1 protein-coding gene is annotated in these 1,302 nt (G+C 60.4%); it reads left to right on the top strand.

Annotated elements, in window-relative coordinates; genetic code table 11:
* Nucleotides 1-1,302, top strand: a 1,302-nt coding sequence (locus CW742_RS13540) for a PAS domain S-box protein (RefSeq protein ID WP_292421267.1), incomplete at both ends; no start/stop codon positions are given.

The raw sequence follows: 1,302 nt of genomic DNA, 5'->3' as shown, positions 1-1,302 counted from the left end.
GGTCGGGCGGGCTGCGAAGACCCGGCCATACCGGTACATCGTCAAACCCTGGAACGAGCGCGAGATCCAGACCGAGATCAGTATCGCACTCTACAAGTTCGCCCTCGATGAGGCGTTCAGGAAAGAGCACGCCGAACTCGAAGAGTGGCTGAAAGAGAGGACCGAGGATCTCCGGCATGCCGATCGTGAGTTGCGCAGGAGCGAGGCATGGTACCGCCTCATCTTCGAGCGTTCGGGCGAGGGCATCTTCATCTTCGAGGCAGAAGGGCCGGACCGCGGACGGTTCATTGATGTGAACGCTGCCGGTCTCGCCATCCACGGCTATACGCGGGACGAGCTCCTGGCGATGAAGATCACCGACCTCGATGTACCGGAGAACGTGGAGGGTGCCCCGGCCCGGTTCGAGGCGGTCCTGAACGGCGAGTGGATCCGGGGCGAGATGGACCAGGTAAAAAAAGACGGGACTGTCTTCCCGATCGATTACCGTGCAGGGCTCCTTGAACATGAGGGGCGCAAGTACGTCTTCACGTTCCTGCGGGACATCAGCGAACGCAAAGCTGCAGAACGGGCCCTCCGGGAGAGCGAACTGCGCAGCTCGACCCTGCTCCGGGCAATCCCGGACATGATGTTCATCATTGCAAGGGACGGGACCTACCGGGATTTCCGGGTGCCGGACGAAAGCGACCTTGCTGTCCCGGCCGACCGCATCATCGGGACAAATATCCGTTCCTCAGGCTTTGGCAGGGAGACGACAGCAACGATCCTCGACCACATTGCACGGGCACTTGAGACCGGGGAGCTGCAGGTCTTCGAGTACGGGCTCGATCTTCCTCAGGGGGTCCGGCAGTACGAGGCCCGGCTCGTTACCCTGGGCGGGGACGAGGTTCTCGGGATCGTGCGGGACATCACGAGCCGGAGGAGCGCGGAGGATGCCCTGCGGGAGAGCGAGGAGAAATTCCGCACGCTCTTTGAGACCATGCTGGAAGGGTTTGCGTACTGCCGGATGATCTACGATGATGCAGGAAGACCCGTGGACTGGGAGTATCTCGATACCAACCAGCGTTTTAGGGAGCTGACCGGTCTTGCCGATATCAAAGGAAAACGCGTGCTCGAGGCGATCCCGGATATCCGCGAACTGGCGCCCGAACTCTTCGAACTGTATGGGCGTGTTGCCGCGACCGGCAATCCTGAACGGTTCGCGATATATTTCAAACCCTTGACAATTTGGCTCCGGTGCTCGGTGCCATCCCCGAAGAGAGTGTATTTTGGGGCGGTGTTCGATGATTCAACCGGGCAGAAACA

The organism is Methanoregula sp., assembly GCF_002835825.1.
In the GTDB taxonomy this organism is placed as follows: Archaea; Halobacteriota; Methanomicrobia; order Methanomicrobiales; family Methanospirillaceae; genus Methanoregula.
Note: the sequence above shows the minus strand (reverse complement) of the source record. Positions and strands in the feature narration are given on the sequence as shown.